This is a genomic window from Alkalitalea saponilacus, from assembly GCF_900168165.1.
Taxonomy (GTDB): Bacteria; Bacteroidota; Bacteroidia; order Bacteroidales; family Marinilabiliaceae; genus Natronoflexus; species Natronoflexus saponilacus.
The window spans coordinates 38,065-56,463 of record NZ_FUYV01000007.1; the positions used below are offsets into that span (position 1 = coordinate 38,065).

Annotated in this window: 9 protein-coding genes; 4 read left to right on the forward strand and 5 right to left on the reverse strand. The window is 38.5% G+C overall.

What is annotated here, in order from left to right:
- Window positions 1–74 precede the first annotated feature (74 nt).
- Together B5X70_RS07490 and B5X70_RS07495 are read left to right on the forward strand one after the other, a co-directional pair.
- Entirely contained in the window at window positions 75–4,148 is a 4,074-nt protein-coding gene (locus B5X70_RS07490; RefSeq protein ID WP_079557280.1) for a sensor histidine kinase, read from the forward strand.
- Window positions 4,145–4,894 (forward strand): LytR/AlgR family response regulator transcription factor, encoded by a 750-nt coding sequence (locus B5X70_RS07495; RefSeq protein WP_079557281.1) that lies wholly within the window; start codon window positions 4,145–4,147, stop codon window positions 4,892–4,894. Before B5X70_RS07490 ends, B5X70_RS07495 begins: the two co-directional genes overlap by 4 nt.
- Window positions 4,895–4,896: 2 nt before the next feature.
- Here the strand turns inward: B5X70_RS07495 and rlmD are convergent, their stop codons facing one another.
- Window positions 4,897–6,306: a 23S rRNA (uracil(1939)-C(5))-methyltransferase RlmD gene (gene rlmD, locus B5X70_RS07500; RefSeq protein ID WP_079557282.1), complete on the reverse strand. Its 1,410-nt coding sequence runs from the start codon at window positions 6,304–6,306 to the stop codon at window positions 4,897–4,899.
- 189 nt (window positions 6,307–6,495) lie between these two features.
- Between rlmD and queF the strand changes: the two genes are divergently transcribed.
- Window positions 6,496–6,936 carry a preQ(1) synthase gene (gene queF, locus B5X70_RS07505; protein WP_079557283.1) on the forward strand — a complete coding sequence of 147 codons (441 nt, stop codon included), beginning with the start codon at window positions 6,496–6,498 and terminating at the stop codon, window positions 6,934–6,936.
- Window positions 6,937–7,173: 237 nt separating this feature from the next.
- Here queF and B5X70_RS07510 read toward each other — a convergent pair whose 3' ends face one another.
- The 3 genes from B5X70_RS07510 to B5X70_RS07520 are packed head-to-tail and all read right to left on the reverse strand — an operon-like array spanning window position 7,174 to window position 12,804.
- The gene (locus tag B5X70_RS07510; RefSeq protein ID WP_079557284.1) at window positions 7,174–8,607 is read right to left on the reverse strand and encodes a DUF5723 family protein; all 1,434 of its coding nucleotides are present in this window, start codon (window positions 8,605–8,607) and stop codon (window positions 7,174–7,176) included.
- A gap of 54 nt (window positions 8,608–8,661) precedes the next feature.
- Window positions 8,662–10,311 (reverse strand): hypothetical protein, encoded by a 1,650-nt coding sequence (locus B5X70_RS07515; RefSeq protein ID WP_079557285.1) that lies wholly within the window; start codon window positions 10,309–10,311, stop codon window positions 8,662–8,664.
- A gap of 12 nt (window positions 10,312–10,323) precedes the next feature.
- On the reverse strand, window positions 10,324–12,804 hold the full coding sequence (locus B5X70_RS07520) for an OmpA family protein (RefSeq protein ID WP_079557286.1): 2,481 nt from the start codon (window positions 12,802–12,804) through the stop codon (window positions 10,324–10,326).
- 511 nt (window positions 12,805–13,315) lie between these two features.
- Here B5X70_RS07520 and B5X70_RS07525 point away from each other — a divergent pair.
- Entirely contained in the window at window positions 13,316–13,912 is a 597-nt protein-coding gene (locus B5X70_RS07525) for a hypothetical protein (RefSeq protein ID WP_079557287.1), read from the forward strand.
- Window positions 13,913–13,919: 7 nt separating this feature from the next.
- Here the strand turns inward: B5X70_RS07525 and B5X70_RS07530 are convergent, their stop codons facing one another.
- On the reverse strand, window positions 13,920–18,248 hold the full coding sequence (locus tag B5X70_RS07530; protein WP_159449998.1) for a PKD domain-containing protein: 4,329 nt from the start codon (window positions 18,246–18,248) through the stop codon (window positions 13,920–13,922).
- Window positions 18,249–18,399: the final 151 nt, after the last annotated feature.

An 18,399-nucleotide genomic window follows, 5' to 3' on the forward strand; every position in this document is an offset into this window, starting at 1 on the left:
TGCCGGAAATATTTGATTATTTGCTTACTTAACAATTACAAAATTTTTATTATTTTCGACGGAAGAACCAAAGCATGTACCGAATTAAAACAATATCGTCAATAATTCTCCTCTCTCTTTTTATGGGGGAAGTCATCTATTCACAAACCATCAGACAAGAAAAATACGCCCGTTTTTTCAATCTGCAATTGGGTGATGGATTGCCATTCGGTCAAATTCTTGATATTATTCAGGATCAATCCGGATTTATTTGGATAGCCACAGACAAAGGTTTATGCCGTTATGACGGCATAAACTTTATTCACTATCTGCCTTACGAAACCGACACGCTCTCGTTGCCGCATTCATTTGTTTCATCCCTATCCATCGACGATCAAAACAACCTTTATGTTGGCACCCACAAAGGTGTTGTTGTATATAACAGAAACAACGAGACCTTTGACAAAGTTCCTTCTCCAAATTCAGATTCTTTCAGTCACGATATCATAAGAAAAATAATAATGAGCGGCAGTGACACAATTTTTGCAGCTGCTGTTAACGGTGTTCTCAACCGCTATATCATTAGTGAAAACAAAACTGATTATTATTACCATTCGCCTCCACAGCAACCTTATTATACCTATCATGGTCTGTATAAGGACAGAGATGGGAATATCTGGACCGGAGGCAGAATGACAGGATTGCATAAATTAGATGTCTCCAACAATCATTGGCAGCAGATCCATCTGCATCTGGCAGATGGAAGCGAAAGGCAACCCGATGTCGCTGATTTTTTTATTGACTCAAACGGGAATGGTTGGCTGGGATCCATCAATGGATTTTATTCTGTGGATTTGCAAAACAATCTATTGACAAAACTTTTCGGCTCCTCAACGTTCAGTATTTTGGAAAATGAACCGGGAGAATTATGGTTAGGAACGGGACACGGATTGGTACACTTCAATGCAAATAAAAACAGCTTTACGATTTATAACCACGATCCCAACGATAAATACTCTCTGGTAAATAATCACATTAACATACTGATGAAAGACCGGCAAGGCAATATGTGGATTGGAACAAAAAACGGCATATCCGCTTTTTCAAAAATCATAAATCACCCCTATCATGTACGCTTAATACCAGGCAATGAAGAATCCCTTTCCCACAATCATGTAACCTCTTTATTGGAAGAAAAGGATGGATCTGTATGGATTGGAACCAACGGAGGAGGACTTAACCGTTGGCATCTTAACGAAAACAGAATTGACGTAATCAGAAAGGAAGGTGCCACTGGAAAAAGCCTGATAAGTGATCGAGTTTCTGCACTTGCTCACGACAAAGAGGGTTATTTATGGATTGGGCTATGGGAAGGCAGAGGGTTTAACCGATTAAATCCGGCAACTTTGGAAATCGAAGACCATCGCATCAACCCGTCTTCTCTCAGAAGTGACTGGTACAATGACTTTCTAAATGACAGCGAGGGAAGATTCTGGCTGGGAGTTTGGGGTCACAAAGGCATTGTAAACTATGATCGGCAAAACAGAAGAATATTGCCTCCTGATTTGGCTCATATCCATCAGCCATACAACCAAGCAATTCATCACATTATAAACGATGGGGTAAATATATGGGCAGTAACTAACAGGAACGTAATCTACAGGCATTGCGAAACATCTGATAAATTCACTCCATATTGGCATGCAGCGGAGTTCGACCCGGCATTCCCCTACCCTCGTCCCTCTTATGCATCCGAAGGAAACTACAATAAATTTAGCAATACAATTTCTGCTGCTGCAAACAACGGATCGGTAGTGATTTTAACCGATCAGCATCTTCTTTATAGGGACAACAACAATCCGGACGAGCCATTCAATTCAATATTTACAAACACTGAAAATTCTCCGCTTTCAAAAACACATACCATTATAGCAGGAGAAGTTCCAGAAACATGGCATGCCATTTCAAATGAGGACATCTATTTAATAGATACGAAAAATAAAAAGTTGATCCCTTTTATAAATAAAAAAGATTTCCCTGTTGATATAAAGCAAATATCTGCTGCTGTAACAAAAGGTCAGAAACTATATATTTTTGGAGATAATTATTTATTCAAATATGATCTGATAAACCATCGATTCTTCGATGAACCGGTAACGTTTGAGATGACCGAGCGAGATAAAATAGAGAAACTGCAAGCATTCAATGAGAATCTATTTATTATAGCCGGGAACGGCCTATTCGTTCCTTCAGAAGAGAATCAGTGGGAATGGTTGGGTTTACAAGGAAAATACCAGAAAGGACTAAATGCCAGAAGGCTACTCTCTTTCACAACCGACTCATTAAGCAATTCGATATGGCTTGGAACTGAAAACGGTCTCTACAAATTGATCAGAAATAAAAACAAAGCAGATAAGATTGTTGAGTTAAGTGGTTTAAAAAATCGACAAATTCTAAGTCTCGCAGTCGATAAACATCAAAAAATATGGGCAGGGACAGACTCAGGGCTGGTTTCTGTCAACCCCCTAGACTTAAGCATTTCATATCATAACAGAACACCAGAAGATCGATTGGCATGCCATTTAATAACCTTTTTAAAAGAAGATAAAAATGGAAATATATGGGCAGGAACAACCAATGGAGGTGTCAACAAAATCAACGTAAAAAATCTTTCCATCACTCATTTTCCAGGAAACGAATCCGATATCTCTGGATTTAAAGGCATCACTGCAAGGAGTTACAAGGAGACACGCGATGGAACAATTTGGATTGGAGCATGTGGACTAAACAGGTTTAATTCAACGGAAAACTCTTTTAGTCGTTATCCTGTTCCGAATGAATTTCCATGCGATATAATTAACTCCATAGTTGAAGATAATAATGGATATTTATGGCTTGCTATGGAATATGGTGTCGTAAGATTTAATCCACAAAATGGAGATTTCATAAGAGTTTCACCTGAAAAATTTGGATTACCCTTATTCACAACCTACCACACCTCAATATTGCATTCATCAGGCAATTTAATATTTGGTGGGTCAAATGGAGTAATCAGGTTTAATCCTGAAAAGCTCATCGCAAGCAACAGTAATTTCCCGGTCAACCTGACAGAAAAATATATACACGGACAAAGGCAAAAAGGCGAAATAGGTAAAAACTTTCCCATCAGGTTAAAACATGATGAAAATTTTTTCTCACTAAAGATTTCTTCAATGAGTTACCCTATGCCTGATGAAAAGATTTTCTATCAATTGATTGGCATAGATGAAGTTCCTCAACCTGTCCCAAAGGGGAATGAAATCTTTTATACCAGCATTCCGCCAGGGAAATATGTTCTTAAACTCTTTCAAGGTGAGTCGATCCCGGTAGAGTTTAAAATAATAGTAACACCTCCATTCTGGAAAAGATGGTGGTTTCAATTGGTATTATTTGCATTTTTACTTGGTCTGACATTCTTCTTTTTACATCAATACATTAATAGAATAATTGCCGAAAAAAAAGCAATTGAAACCGAACAAAAACTGTTGAGAAGCCAAATGAATCCCCATTTTATATTTAATTCATTAAGTGCCATTCAAAGCTTCATATTTTCCAATTCACCTATGGAAGCCGGGCGATATCTTTCAAAGTTTTCGAAATTGATAAGACTCACGTTACAGCACACGAGGGAAACCTTCATCCCACTGCAAAACGAAATTGAGTCGCTTCAATTTTATCTTGACCTACAAAAACTCCGTAGAAACAACACTTTTGAATACCACATTCATACAAATGGATTGGAGACCAGCTCCATTGCACTGCCTCCTATGATGGTGCAGCCATTTACTGAAAATTGCATAGAACATGGGTTTACCGAGACAAAATCGGATGGCAGGATAGATATCACATTTGCATTATTACAAGACAATTTAAGAATAGAAATCTTAGACAATGGAATTGGGGTAAACGAGTCGCTTCGAAGAGCAAAAAAAGATAAATCACATGAATCACTGGCTTCCATTATAACCCGAGAACGACTGGAAACTTTTAAACAGAAAAAAAACAATTATTATTTAACCATAAAAGATTGTTCAGAGCTAAATATACCTAAACATCCTTCAGGAACCTTAGTTACAATCATGGTGCCTATTACAACAATCGAAGAAACAAAATCCATTAAAGGAAAATGAGCGCAACAACTGAAACCATAAAGACCTGCATCATAGATGATGAATTGCCTGCAAGAGACAACCTAAAGGCAATGCTAAATGCATTATGTCCAAACATTGAAATCGTTGGTGAGGCAGAGAGCGTTTTAACCGGATTAAAATGCATTAGAACTCATCGACCCCAATTGATTTTTTTAGATGTCCAAATGACTGATGGAACAGGTTTTGATCTGCTTAACAGATTGGAATTTGATAATTTTAATCTCATATTTTTAACGGCTCACGATGAATATGCCATTAAGGCCTTCAGGTATTCGGCCATAGATTATCTGTTGAAGCCATTAGACCCGGATGATTTAATCAACTCTGTAAAAAAAGTTGAAAAGCACATCCAACACATAAACAAAGAAAAAGATATACAGTACGATAATATTGCTAATGGGAAAAGAATTATTCTGAAGACATCCGACAATATATACATTGTTAATATTGATGAAATCATTCGTTGCGAAGCCAACTGCAACTACACAACATTTTTCCTACATGGAAACCAGAAAATCATGGTTTCCAAAACACTTAAAGAGCAGGAGACTATTCTTTTACCTCATGGATTCTTTCGCACACATCAATCTCATCTGGTAAATCTTCAACAAATTGTTCGAATTAATAAGTCTGATGGGAACAGTGTAGTTATGAGTGACAACTCTCATGTACCGGTCTCCTCACGAAAAAAAGATGATCTGATCCACAAAATTGAATCACTCTAAACCTATCTCCTCTCTAGCAACACCACGTTTTCAACGTGGTGTGTATGTGGAAACATATCTACCGGCTGAACTTTTGCAACCCGATAACGAATATCCAGTAAATTAATATCGCGTGCCTGGGTGGCCGAATTACAACTCACATAAACAATCTTGTCGGGTGCTGCATTTAAGATGGTTTCAACCACATCTGAATGCATACCGGCGCGAGGTGGGTCGGTAATGATGACATCCGGACGACCATGTTGCTCAAAAAGTGTATGTGTCAGCATATCTTTCATATCTCCGGCCAAAAATATGGTATTATCAATGCCATTGATTTCAGAGTTTTTAATTGCATCTTCAATGGCCTCCGGAACATATTCAATTCCCACAACTTTTTTGGCATTTCGCGCGATAAAGTTGGCAATGGTGCCTGTTCCTGTATACAGATCATATACTGTTTCATCGCCGGTTAAGCCCGCAAAATCACGAGCAACTTTGTAAAGATTGTATGCCTGCTCTGAGTTTGTTTGATAAAATGACTTAGGGCCAATTTTAAATTTTAAATCCTCCATGGATTCAAAAATATGATCACGACCGGCAAAGAGCTTCACATCCAGATCAGTAATGGTATCATTGGCTTTATTGTTGATTACATACATCCATGAAGTAACTTCGGGAAACTTTGAAATCATATGATTGAAAAGATCTGCACGAGACAAGCTATCATCATTAAAAAGCGATAAAATAACCATAACCTCACCGGTGGATGAAGTTCTGATGATGAGTGTGCGCAAATAACCAGCTTTAGCTCGTATGTCGAAGAACTCAAGACCTTTCTCAAGTGCATATTCCTTAATTGCCAAACGAATCTGGTTTGAAGGATCACTTTGAAGATAACACTTCTCAACATCAACTACTTTATCGAACATTCCAGGAATATGAAACCCTAATGCATCACCATCGGTAATTTCATCACCGCTGTCAATCTCCTCCTGAGTAAGCCAGCGTTTATTGGAAAAAGTAAACTCCAGTTTGTTGCGGTAAAAACGTTCGGCATTTGAAGCAAGGATGGGCATGACTTCAGGAATTTCCACCTTTCCGATTCTCACCAGATTGTTTTTCACCTCCCTTTGTTTGTAAAATAACTGTTCAGTGTAAGGAAGTGCCTGCCATTTGCATCCACCGCAAACACCAAAATGCGAACAAAACGGATCTACACGCAAATCGGAATAGTAATGAAAACGAATTGGAAAACCTTCATAGTAGTTTTTTCGCTTTTTATTTACCTGAACATCGACAATATCCCCTGGAATGGTTTGGGTAACAAATACCACCTTGTCGTTAATTTTGCCAAGGGATTTGCCTTCGGCAGCTACATCGGTAATGACCAACCGTTCAAGTAACGGTTTATTTTTTCTGGAACGTCCCACTTAATCTTTTTTTTGGTGCCGCAAATATATCAAAAAATGCCATGAATGAAATGGCATTTTTATTTACCTTTGCCGTTTGTTTGAATAAAAACACGAAATTCTCCTTTTATATTGTAAGGTTTAGAAGAAAAATCATAAAAATTACATTTTTATGAACTGATTGTAATCAATTGATATTTTAATAATATAATGGAAAGAAAAACGCTTACTTACAAAGACATTGACGCCTCCATCCTAAAATCGCTTCCGAATCCAACAGGCGAGGCATACGAGATTAAAATCAAAATTCCTGAATTTACATTTTTGGGAGTAAAGGAGCAGCCTGATTTTGCTGATGTTTTTTTAACCTTCTACCCCAAGAAGAAAATCATTGAGCTGAAAGCATTGAAACAATATGTTTATCATTTACGAAACATTACTGTTTCATATGAGCGACTAATTAATGTATTTTACGATCACATTATGGAAGCTTATGAACCTGAGCGCGTAAGAGTGGTAATGGTTTTTAACCCAAGAGGCGGAATCAGTTCTAAGCTAACCATTGATTCGGACTGGAAAGTTCGTGGTGGGGAGGAAAAGTTTGGCGACTGGAAAAACAATATGGAAGATCAGTGGACTGTGACGCTTTAGATGTTGAGATGTTTGAAGTTTAAGGTTAGAAGTTTAAGGTTGAATTTTCGTTTTTAATTCTAAAATACACTTTTTGGCAAAAAGATGTTTTGTCCATATTGAGGATTAAAGTTGACAGACATTATACATTTTCTTAAAACTTTACCGAACAACACCGATAAAACACTGAATATAAATACAACAAAGCACGAATATAATTCGTGCTTTGTTGCTTATATAAAATCGATATCAGACAAATCAATACAGATTAACCATAGGTCGGTCTCTGTATCCATGACGACCAAAAATCAGATTCAACCCAAAGCGGATGCTTAAATCACGCTGATTTGGAAACATCATAAAAGGATCGTTGTCATCAATATACACATCGGCATATTTAGTGGGGATATAATCTGCCATCATATAAAATTGCAATGGACCTCCCAGTATGGTAAAACCGGCTCCCAGCCCATTGCCACCATTAATACGATAGCTGTAATTCATATTAAAAGCCACAAAAGTTAATGGTTGTACATTGGCTGAGAGATTAAAGTCCTGAGTGAAATTGTATTTCTGAAACAGGCTTCTTGAAAGCAGACCAAAGGACAGATAGTGCGTGAGATTGTACTGAGCTCCCAGATACATTCCCGGGGTTAAAGGAGTACGGAATGAACCATGTCCAACCTGATAATCGATAATTGATTTAATAGAATCTCCAATGGCTTCAAAAGCCTCTTCCCAATCATCCTTGTTATCACCATCAATTTCCACTCCGTCAAATGTATATTTTCCATTAAATGAAAGTGTATTGATATCGTGTTTCCAAGTTATAAAACCAAGATTATGGAATGCAGCCGAAAACGTCCAGTCGTCTGAGAGTTTATAAACAGCACCAAAATCAAAAGCAATTCCCGGGTTATTAAATCCGGTCAGATATTTCAAAAAATCATCACCGTCAAGATCTTTTCCGTCAATAGATTCAGGAAAATCGCCGGGCGTATCTGACTCTTCAACCTCAATTGGTGCAGAAGAGTAAACCGTGCCATCAACTATCAAGTCCCAGTGTGTACGATTTGACTCAACAATAAAAGTGCTGATATCGGTCAATGCTGCAGCGTGTCCAAAAAGAGGTTTGATATTAATTCCGACAGTAAGATATTCATTCCATTCCCTGCTGTATCCAAAATTAAGTTCCTTGTAGGAAAAACTTTTTATGCGCATTGTTGACAGATCGAGTCTTTGTCCATCTGGGAATCCATTTTCAGGAATTTTAAATAAGTCAGATGGCAACCCAAACTGGATTCCATTTCGGAATCCCACGTTTAAGGAGAAGTAATCCCTTCCATACCTGAAACCAAGCCCCAAAAGATCTATATCCTGGTAAAAATTAATGGTGGTTGATTTGCCTATTTGGCGATACAATTTATCATAGTCGAACCTGGAACTGATGGGACTTAAGTATTCTCCCCCATGTCTTTGGAGAATTGTAGAAAATGCCACATCGCTTTGCATCATTAAATTTAACGATGGAAGAGAAACATAAGCATTCGCTCTTGGCTGCATAGCCGGGTTGATATGAGAAGACTGAGGAATGGTCTCCATAAAGTACAACCCCATGGGGGATTGTGCTTTAACTGTAGTTGAAACAATGAAAACCAAAGTAATTATATATATTTTCTTTCTAAAACTCATTATGCTATTTTTTGGTTGTTCAGGCTTACTTTATACTTAATTGTTTTTCGTTGGTCATGGAATTTGTCCTTCCAAATCAAAATTAAAAACAGTTTCTAAACGGGCATCTTCAAAAAGCTTTATAAATACAGAACCATTTTCAGGTGTTGCCAGAGTTGTCTCCAATATGATCTCCATCGCCTTTTCATCAATAAATTTATTGATCTGATCTCTGTTAACAGATATTTTGAAACTTTCCTTTACCGAATTCAGAACCCGCAATTCCTCATTTACCATAGCTGCCGGTATTACTGTACTTGGGGGTATCAATGTAGAAATTCTGTTCCCGTCAATGTCTACCACCCACGCTTCAACACTGGCATTTAAAGGCAACCAACTGGTGAAATCAAAATATAGATTCACCTCTTTCATTCGCCTAACCTCCTCTTCATCATCTCCAATTATATCGAGGAAATCAAATTCAATGGTATCTTTTCGTGCGTATTTCTCAGTACGAAACCACATTGGAATTTCAATAATGAGATCGGCGCGTAGTTGATCAATAATCCCCATAAAATTTTGTTTGCCATCATCATCCGGATTTGATGTTGCAAATAAATCGCACAACATTTTAACAGGATATCCATTGCCAATCTCTATGATATTTGAATTGGCCTTATTTATATAAGGACTAAGAGTACTAATTCTGGGTTGAACCGGTGGTCCATAAACCGCAGGGTTAACCTGCATGGTTAACTCGTCACCATTGAATAAATTCAGCAACCAATCATATTGATCAGGATCAGTCTCCTCCTCTTTATAGAAACGTACATTGTTTGCCGTAACAAAAAAAGGCACTCCAATGGAGTTTTCCACTTCTACATTGAGGATAAAATCTCCAAATTCGATTTCGTCAATCAAATCAAGTTCTTCAAAAGCATCAAAAGTGAGTGATGCATTCAGTTCCTCCGATTCCTGGACACCAAAATAACCGAAAGTGATTTCCGGTTGCATCCCGGTTAAGCTAAAACTCAGATCAATGTTCTCAATTTCTGCGTTAGGATTGTCTGGAGTAAAAGATGTAATCACATTGATGTAGCTAAATTCCTCTCCGGGAACCATATCCGGATCCTGATTAAAATGGATTTCATGATTGGCTAGGGAATAGTCAGAGACAGAAAAGTGATTGCTTTCAGGCGTTACTATATGTGAAAACGTTAATCCATCACCATTTTCATCTTGAACTTCAGGAATCGAGATATCAATCTGACCAGACTCATCTGTAGGGAATACCACATACATATTCAGTATCCCCTGGTTCAAAGTTAAACTGTCGTATCGAACATCACCCCTGTGATTCATCTGAACTTTTTGTGAAAACTCAATAGAATTGGCTGATTTTAATGAAGTGGAGCGAAGAGAGAAGTAATCCCAGTTTGCATCTACATCATTGAGCTTTACAAGCTCTTTCCAATCGATATATACCTCTTCACGATATTTCAATGAAATTAGGCCATCTTCACCAATGTGCAGAATATCCTCATCAATATCATCGAGGAAATCGGCCAGGTTAAATCCGATTTTCGCAAAAGGGCCTGCAAGCCCGACCTCACGGTTATCGTCAGAGTTGTCGAGATTTACATAAATGTCATCTTGCTTACATCCGTAAAGTAATAGGCCAAACATGCAGCACAGAATCATCCAGTTTATTCTATATTTAATCATAATCCCTATTTTTTATTCAATAATTTCAATCTCCACTCTTCTGTTCGCGGCCCGTCCTTCTTCGGTTAAATTAGACTCGATTGGACGGTCAAAGCCATATCCCTGGGATTCTATCCTTCCGGGGGCTATCCCTTGCGTTTCAAGATAGTTTTTAACAGCCAAAGCTCTGTCCCGCGACAGTCTCCGATTAAGTGCTGCAGAACCAACATTATCGGTATGTCCTGCAACCTCTATTCGAACAGAAGGATTTTCCTGAAGCAATCGAACCAACTTGTTGAGTTCAGAATATGATTCTGAACGAAGAGTTGCCTGCCCTGTTGTAAACAGAATATTCTCAACAATCACTCTGGCTCCGGTAGTCATATTTTGCATATCAATATTGCGTACCATTAATGTGCTATCAGGGTGAAACTGCAATGATGTATTTATATAAAAATATCCATCTGCATTAATTTCCATAAGGAACGGACCAACATCATCCAGTTGAATTTCATAACGCCCCGTTACAGTGTCTGCTCTGCTAGATATCACACGCTCTCCAACACCTGGTCTGGAAATCCGGAAACGTGCCGTAACAGGATTTCGCGATTGTTCATCACGAACCAAACCGGTAACTGTATAGATTGTGCGGCTTCTAACCAGCTCGAATGAACGTTCCCCTTGTTCTCCTGTCATTTCATTTGCTTGCAATGGAATATTCCGGCTAAAATAATCCATTGCTGAAACATTCATACTCATATTTAATTTATCTTCAAACGTAACTGAATAAAACCCTGAGTTAGCATCGGAATAAACTCTGTAAAGTATAGAATCGGTCTCTGTTGATCGGAAAATAATTTCTGCCTGTAAAGGGCGCTGATTGGCTCTATCTGTAATATTTCCCCACAAAGTGTATGGATGTAAAAGCTTCTCTAATTGATAATCTCTTCGCAGACTCGCATGACGCTCGTCTGGCATTTCAAGCGTATCAATTACCGTTCTGTAACCGGGAACATCTACCTGCAATGCAAAATTTCCAACATCTTCCAGTTCAAAATAATATTCACCTGATAAAGAATCGGAAATTGCAACATTTACAGCCTGATTTGAATTCAAATCAATAAGCGTTGTTCTGGCAGACAATATCTCACCATTATCTACATCAGTAACTTCTCCCCAAAGCGTGAAGGGTATACGCGTATCGGTAACAACTTTATATAAGTCCATCCCGCCAAAACCTCCGGGACGATCAGAAGCTATAAATGCAACCAAAGGATCGGATGTGGGATAATAGAACATATCATCTCCGGGGGTATTAATCGGATATCCCAGATTAACTGGTTCACTCCAGGTTCCATCAGCTTCTCTTTTACTTTTATATATATCAAAACCTCCAAAACCGGCATGACCATTGGACGCAAAATAGAGTGTTCGACCATCTGGAGTAACATACACAGCTTCCTCATCTAAAGGAGTGTTTATGGCGGACCCCAAATTTTCCGGTCTGGAAAATCTGTTTGAGCTTTTAATCTGAGCGACCCAGATATCCTTTCCTCCTTCCCCTCCGGGACGATCAGAGACGAAAAAGACTTCTCCATTGTTGGTTACTGAAACTGAAGTTTTTTTAAATGCTTTACGGTCAATACCACCTTTAATCCTGCTGCTTCTTCGAACTTCTCCATTTCTGATTCGTGCAGCCTGTACATGGCCAAAGCGACGTCTTCCATTATATACATATAGTAAATCATCATTTTGGTTTATTCCTGCAACACTCGCGTGCCCTCTTGAAAAAAGACGTGACACCTCATTGGCTTCTGAAAACTCACCATTTTCATAACCCGCTTCCATAACCCGTTCTGAATAAGTTGCTCGGTGAACAGGCTTGGTGGGCAATCTGTCGGGACTACGGGTAGTAAAAAATATCTTATTATGATCAGGATATTCTACAGCAGCATATTCATCATAATACGTGTTGATAGTCGGCCCCATGTTGATGATGAAAAAAGGGAGGGAATCATTCGCAGCTCGGTAACCAAATGTGCATTCACTTATAAGCTGATCAAATTCCTGTTGAAATCTTCGCTGCCGCCATTTGCCAAGAGAATTGTAGTATTCAACATATGCATCACGTGCGTCTAAATATTTGAGGTTGGCCTGATATGCTTTCCCCAGAAAGTAAAAATAATCCTTTGCCACATCAGCACTACTTTTCAAGAAATATGATAAAGCGCCATGCTGCCTGTTGCTAAATAGGGCGCTTACGCCCAACTTATAATTCAGCTCAGGAAGAGTACTATTTACATCATAAAGCCTTTTGTAGGCGCGATAAGCACGATCGTAAATTTCCTTTCGATAGTATGAATCACCCTCTTTTAACAGATCGCGCAATTCTTTTGTATTTAATCCTTCTGACTCAGCTGTTAAATGTTCAATATTGATAGAAGGATTGCTTTGGCTAAAACCAAAAGCACAAATTAACATCAACAAGCTCAATGTGAGCAGGAATCGTTTCATTCTTACTAATTTGGTTGAATAATATATTAATATGCAACACCTTATATCCTTTTAACCCATGAAAACCAGAAAATATTACATTAACTTTAAAAAAACGAAATTAACAAAATATAATAAAAGAAGAAATTTTGCTCAGTTCTGAAAAGAAGAAAGCACCTTACACTGAAAGTTTAAATCATTAATTTACTGCACATTAAACCCCATCCTAACTCAAAAGCCATATTGCGACAAACATATTCATAAAAAGAAGAGGTCAACAGATTTTTAAAAAAAATCTTTTTTTGACCAACAGTCACATTTATTACGTGAACAACCTAAACAAAAATGTAAAAATTAAGTAAAAAATAATAAGTTTAATTCGAAAAAATACAACGGGAACAACGCACACCATACCTTTAATTTTCATACCCTTACAAAATCGACAAAGGCTCTATTTTTCAAAAGGCATTAAAAAAAATCAGAATAATTCACCATAATAGGTGACAACATTGACAACCTTATTGCAGGCAATATGAATCAATTCAGGTTAACATCAAGTAAGAATCTACTGAGCAGAGAACATGGCATTTTTATCTCAGCAGATATTAATCATGCGCTAATTGAATATGGGCTCATTGTTAAAAGCAACTATTTGCAATGGTTGATTTATGGTGAAGATCCGCATCCTTCAAAAATGAATGATTTAGTTTTAAATATGTCTGATCAATTACTTGAACAGAACAAAATCGATGCAAAGCTGACTGAACAGCTGCATCGCAAAACGCAAAAATACCTTTATGATTTGCCGACCCGTCGAAGAATGGCTCTCTCATTTGTGTTGTTCAACTCGGTGGATTTTAATAAAGCCATGAATGAACTAATTGATCATGATTTCTCTGAAAAGGACAAAAAAAGAATAGTAGGTCGAGAAGTAGAGAAAGAGATATATGTGACAGGAAGCTATAACCTAGAAAACAAAATATTGGAATACCTCACTCTCGAAGCCACTCTCTTTGTTGAAGAGTATAAAGGTTTATTCAGAAAAATTTCCCGGGATAGAATAATCGAACTAATTGATGTTCACAGCAAAACATCAATAGCCCAATTCAGTTGTTCTATTGTGGAATAACTAAATGTTACCTTATTAGTTTTATGGTACCGGTTTTATTCAAAACAGCATTATCGTATGTAAGAACCTGAACAGAGTATGAATAAGTTTCAGAAGGCAAGGGTTGCCCTTTAAATTCGCCATCCCAGCCTTGCTCAATATTGTTTGATTCGAACACCAACTGGCCAAATCGATTATATATTTTCAAGGAAACCAACTCCTTAATTCCCCAGCCTTTTACAAACACCTTTGAATTCTCCCCTTCCATTCCGGGAATAAATGCGCCAGGTAAATCTACTGAATAGATGCGCTGTACCGTTAAGTTAAATGGAAAAGTGACGGTAAAACATTCACTGGTATCAGTAACAGCGAGGTGATAGTTCATACTTTCCAAAGCTTTAAATACCGGATCAGGGCAATCAGCGCATGATATGTTCGCCGCTGGGCTCCATTCATATCGCAGTATTTCATCTTGAAACAAATCAAATTGAATCGTCTCACCAACAATCAAGGTGGTATCTATTATTGATACCACAGGTGGATGCTGAACAACAATTTCTGTAGTTGCAAAATTCTCGCAACCATTCTCGTCAATTACATCAACCCTATACCAGGTTGTAACAGATGGGCTGGCCTCGGTTACAGCTTCATCTGGATTAACCAGGCTTTCTGAAGGCGTCCATTGGTAAGCAGCACCTCCTGAAGCAAATAAAGTTGTTACATCTCCTTCACAAAGGACAACATCGGGATTAGTTTCTACCAATGGAAGTGGGTATATCACAATATCATCCATTATCAATGTGTCTGTACAACCAAAATCGTGGCCAGCAACTAGTTTGATTCGATAAAAACCTGCTTCATGATAATTGGCTATCGGACTTTCTTCATCCGACACAGAATCGTTTCCAAAATCCCAGCGCCACCAGTTTGAATTATGTGATTGATTATTAAGGATGACTTGCCATGGCACACATCCTGTTTGGGTGTTTTCCAGAATAGAAAAATGCGCTCTCACATCCATTACATGGATGGTATCCCTTATAGCAATATTACATGTATTCTCTGCATCGGAGCGAATGATCATTATTGGATATACATCCCCGGGTTGTGTATAGGAATGAGAAACTGCTTCTCCGTTGGCTGAATACCCGTCACCAAAATCCCATCTAATGTCATAAACATCATTTATTTCAACAGCCGAGAAAAAGACTTCAGTCCTGAGACAAACTGTATCGGCAACTGATATTTCGGCATAAGGGCCGCCCACATCAATATATTCATGAAGTATTATGGTATCGGCACAACCATATGTTGTGCGTGCGATCAGACGTACATCAAATTCCCCAGGTCTGTTATATATGTAATAAGGATTTTGCAAAAAAGAGCGACTTCCTCCAACACCAAACTGCCATTCCCATGTTCCCTGATATTCAGTTTCGGACAAATCGTGAAACTGCACAACCAGAGGATAACAATTGGAGGAAAGCACATCTGCTTCAAAAGCTGCCACAGGCGGCGATTGGATATGTATGAAATTTTCAGCAAAAAGCGAAGCCTCGCAACCATGCACATCAACAACATCCAAATTGACAGAGAAATATCCCGGCTCTAAAAAAGTAAAATCAGGTTCAGCATCAGTTGAAACGCGACCATCGCTTATTTCCCACCTATATGAAACTATATTTCCGGGAGAGATATCAAAAAGATTTACAGTATCTCCAACACATCCCAAATTCCCTTCGGCTTCAAAGAGAGCCTCGGGAAATATCGCCTGTACGGCCTGTTTTTTATTTATAGACTTTATGCAACCAATTTCATCTGTAACTTCTAGTGCTACGGAATATGATCCGAATTCGTTGTACTCGTGATAAGGATTCTGGTCTACGGAACTTTCTCCATCACCAAATGACCATAGCCAACTGACAATTGGGGACTCAGATTCTGTTTGATCAACAAAACCAAAGACTACCGGCATACAACCAGTTTCATGACTTGCTTCAAAATCGGGTTGCGGTTCATAAATTCGGATTGTATGGTGCATGGTATCAATACAACCATTAGCATCTCTTACAATTAAAAGAAGGTTGTTCTCTCCGGTGTTTTTAAACTCATGTACAAAGTCGGGAGACATACTTCCTATGGATACTCCTTCCTCTTCTATTTTCCAAAGATATCTTATGGTCTGATTATTATGTAAGAACGGCGACAAGTCCTCAGATGCAGAACCGTCAAAAGTGAGGGCTGTTTTGCGGCACGGAAGCCCGCTGACTAATTCAAAATCACTCCTGATCTTTCTGGCATAAACTTCTCGTGTAGCAATAAATTCACAACCTGTAACCGAGTTTTCGGTTACCAGCCTGACAACATAATTGCCGGATTGTGAGTAGTTATGCACAGGATTCGGTACGTTGCTTACAAAGGGAGATCCATCTCCAAAATCCCAGTAATAGCTGGTAGCATCCTTTATAGAAGATTCAAATTGGTAACTATACGGATTTTCACAATTGGTAATTACAGAAAACTCGGCATAAGGGCCAAGAATATTTAGGTGGTTGTTTAGAATACGCTTAGAAGGACAGCCGTTATTAAATACAGTTAAAGAGACATCCATCTGGCCAATATCGGTATAGTTATGTGCAGGAATAGGAAAAAACTGTTCCGAATCATCACCAAAATCCCACACCTCACGCGTACGCATAGATACCGGAGGGGAAGTAATTTCGAATAAAATCATTTCACTAGCGCATCTGCTATAATCGCCAACGCGTGAAAACTGCACATCAACTTCCACACCAGCATTCACATACTCAGTAGCAGAGTGCACACAACCTCTGTGAGTAGTAACAGTGAGCGTAACCGGAGTTCGCTCACCTGTTTCAATATGAACGTCAATAGATTCTCCGAGCTGATCCTGCAAATCACCCACATTCCATTTCCATGATACAATATCATCTCTTGTGGTAATGTAATTTGTGCGATCCTGGAATTGAAGAGTCATAGGAGCACATCCGTTTAGAGCTCCACTATTTCCTCCTCGGCCTGGGCTCATTTGCACATCTGGCAAGTGTACTATAACTGAATTTTCTTTAAAAAAGACATCCTGACAACCGGCAGAGCTGGTCACTACTAAGGTATCAGTAAAGCTTCGCAACAAACGTCCACCCATCATAGCCGAAGTATATTCTACAGATGGGTTTTGCTGAATGGATACTTGGCCGTTTCCAAAACGCCACTCATAACTTTCAGCATTGGTGGATAAATTCTGGTAATTAATGATGACGGGTAATTGGCAGGCAAAATTGTCGGGAACAGAAAAATGAGCAACTACCTCTTCGATGTTAATAGCTAACATCGTGCTGTCTATACAAACCCCGTTATCTGCAATTAGCCAAACCTCGTAATCTCCAGGCTCAGAAAATGATTTTAAAGGGTTTTGGGATTGGCTGGTCGTACCATCCCCAAAACGCCACAGAAAGTTATTTGCATGATTGCTGTTATTGGTAAATCTTATATTTTCACCGATACATGCTACTTCGGATTCGACAGAAAATAGTGCTTCTGTTTTAACAATGCTTACAAGATTTTGACGTATTACAGAATCTTTACAACCAATATCATCAGTAATAACCAGCTTAATGGAATACTCGCCGGGGTTCTGGAAAAGATGATCGGGAGATAACTCTTCAGACTGATTTCCATCCCCAAAATCCCAAAAAGATGTAAATCCCTGCCTGGCATTGCTCAGGTTATTTAAATGAACCAACAACTCCCCCTCACAGGATTGAACTTTATCAATCCCAAAGGCAGCTTTTGGTTGCACCACCTCCACAGCTTCCTCTATCACGTACGAGTTTGAACATCCATGTTCGTTAACAGCAAGTAGCGTTACATCAAAAACTCCGGTTGGCAAATAAGTATTAACAGGATTCTCGTCGTAAGATAGATTCCCGTCACCAAAACTCCAGGTAAAATTAATTTCTGAAGAGTTTAAGCTTTGGTTTACAAATTCTACCTGAAATGGTACACATCCAATTGTATCACCTACTATTTCAAAAGAGACAACAGGTTCAGCATGAACTGTGATAAAATTCTCCATTATGAGCGTTTCAGTTTCGCCCCCATGTCTTACGACTAGTGTTACTGTATACTGACCTACATTGGTGTAATTTGCTGTTGGATGAGGGGCTGTGGAAAAACTACCATTGCCAAAGTCCCATTCAAACGTTGAGTTTTCCAATGGGTCTGATAAGTTCGTAAACTGAACACTTAACGGAGAACACCCTTCGCTTAAATCGACAGAAAATGCAGGAGTTATTTGAGCAGAAGAAAAACTCCAGCAAATAATTAATGCTGCCAAAATACTTATATTTCTTTTCAATTCAATCATTACAGTATGGAAATGTCGGTATTTATTGGAACATCTGCCCCATATCATCCGTAAAGCAAAAAAATACTATTAACAAGATAGTTTAAGCTTTAACTTGACCACCGATTTATTTATTTAAACA

Coding starts and splice junctions, on each gene's coding strand:
- B5X70_RS07490 (WP_079557280.1), top strand. CDS start 75: ATGTACCGAATTAAAACAATATCGTCAATAATTCTCCTCTCTCTTTTT.
- B5X70_RS07495 (WP_079557281.1), top strand. CDS start 4,145: ATGAGCGCAACAACTGAAACCATAAAGACCTGCATCATAGATGATGAA.
- queF (WP_079557283.1), top strand. CDS start 6,496: ATGGAAAGAAAAACGCTTACTTACAAAGACATTGACGCCTCCATCCTA.
- B5X70_RS07510 (WP_079557284.1), bottom strand. CDS start 8,607: ATGAGTTTTAGAAAGAAAATATATATAATTACTTTGGTTTTCATTGTT.
- B5X70_RS07515 (WP_079557285.1), bottom strand. CDS start 10,311: ATGATTAAATATAGAATAAACTGGATGATTCTGTGCTGCATGTTTGGC.
- B5X70_RS07520 (WP_079557286.1), bottom strand. CDS start 12,804: ATGAAACGATTCCTGCTCACATTGAGCTTGTTGATGTTAATTTGTGCT.
- B5X70_RS07525 (WP_079557287.1), top strand. CDS start 13,316: ATGAATCAATTCAGGTTAACATCAAGTAAGAATCTACTGAGCAGAGAA.